This window comes from Thalassospira sp. UBA1131, assembly GCF_002311515.1.
Lineage (GTDB): Bacteria > Pseudomonadota > Alphaproteobacteria > Rhodospirillales > Thalassospiraceae > Thalassospira.
This window is the reverse complement of record NZ_DCAO01000044.1, coordinates 135904-136896: the sequence shown is the minus strand read 5'-3', so window position 1 is coordinate 136896 and position 993 is coordinate 135904. Positions and strand designations below refer to the sequence as shown.

At 56.7% G+C, this 993-nt stretch carries 1 protein-coding gene; it reads right to left on the bottom strand.

From position 1 onward, the window contains the following. Positions 1-381 precede the first annotated feature (381 nt). On the bottom strand, positions 382-993 hold a 612-nt coding region (locus B3Z49_RS07385), incomplete at its 5' end, for an ABC transporter permease (protein WP_296989482.1).

The window sequence follows — 993 nt, the reverse complement described above, 5'->3', positions numbered from 1 at the left end:
ATGGCCTGACGGCCAATGTCATGACGGTAAGACCAGCCATGGTCACCAATCGGGCCGACATAGATAAAACCGGCCTTAACATCTTCGGCCTGGGCTGCACCCATGCCGGTTGCGAGGGCACCAACAGCCGCAACGGCGGCAAGTGTGCGCTTCACGAGGCTTGCATTCATAGTTTCAGTCTCCCTGTTAGACACTCAATCAGGATTTATACGTAATTCCTGATCGCAATCAATGACGCGTTCCTGCACAAACCAAATCTCAGACAAACCGGCCAAGCCCTGCCCGGCTTGTGTGAGGTTTGGCAAGTACAGTCTTCCTCCCGTCGTCGGGCCGAAACATCATTTAACGTGTTCCGGTCCCGCAGTTAAGGCCGCCGAAACCCTATTGGGCGGCCCTGAACGCCTGACCAATACAGGCCGGCGCATTCAGTCTGATTTTCGCACGGTCGCTTGAAATAATCACCAGCACGATCACGGTCGCCAGATACGGCAACATCGACATGAACTGGCTGGGCACATGAACACCCGCACCCTGGGCATGCAGTTGCATCACTGAAATCAGGCCAAACATATAGGCCCCGGCAACCAGACGTCCCGGACGCCACGTGGCAAACACCACAAGCGCCAGCGCGATCCAGCCGCGACCGGCCGTCATGTTTTCTGCCCACATCGGCGTGTATGAAAGCGACAGATACGCGCCACCAAGGCCTGCCATCGCCCCACCAAACATGGTGGCCAGATAGCGAATCTTGATCACCGAATAGCCAATCGCATGCGCCGAATGATGGGAATCCCCAACGGCCTTAAGAATGAGACCCGCACGCGATTTGGACAGGAACCACGCGATGCCAATCACAGCCGCGATTGATAGGTATACCAGAAAATCCTGCCCGAACAGGATCGGGCCGATGATCGGAATGGCACTGATGCCCGGGATCGAAAGGGCTGGCAGTGGATCAATCGCAAAGCCGACAAAGCCCGATCCGACGAGGGC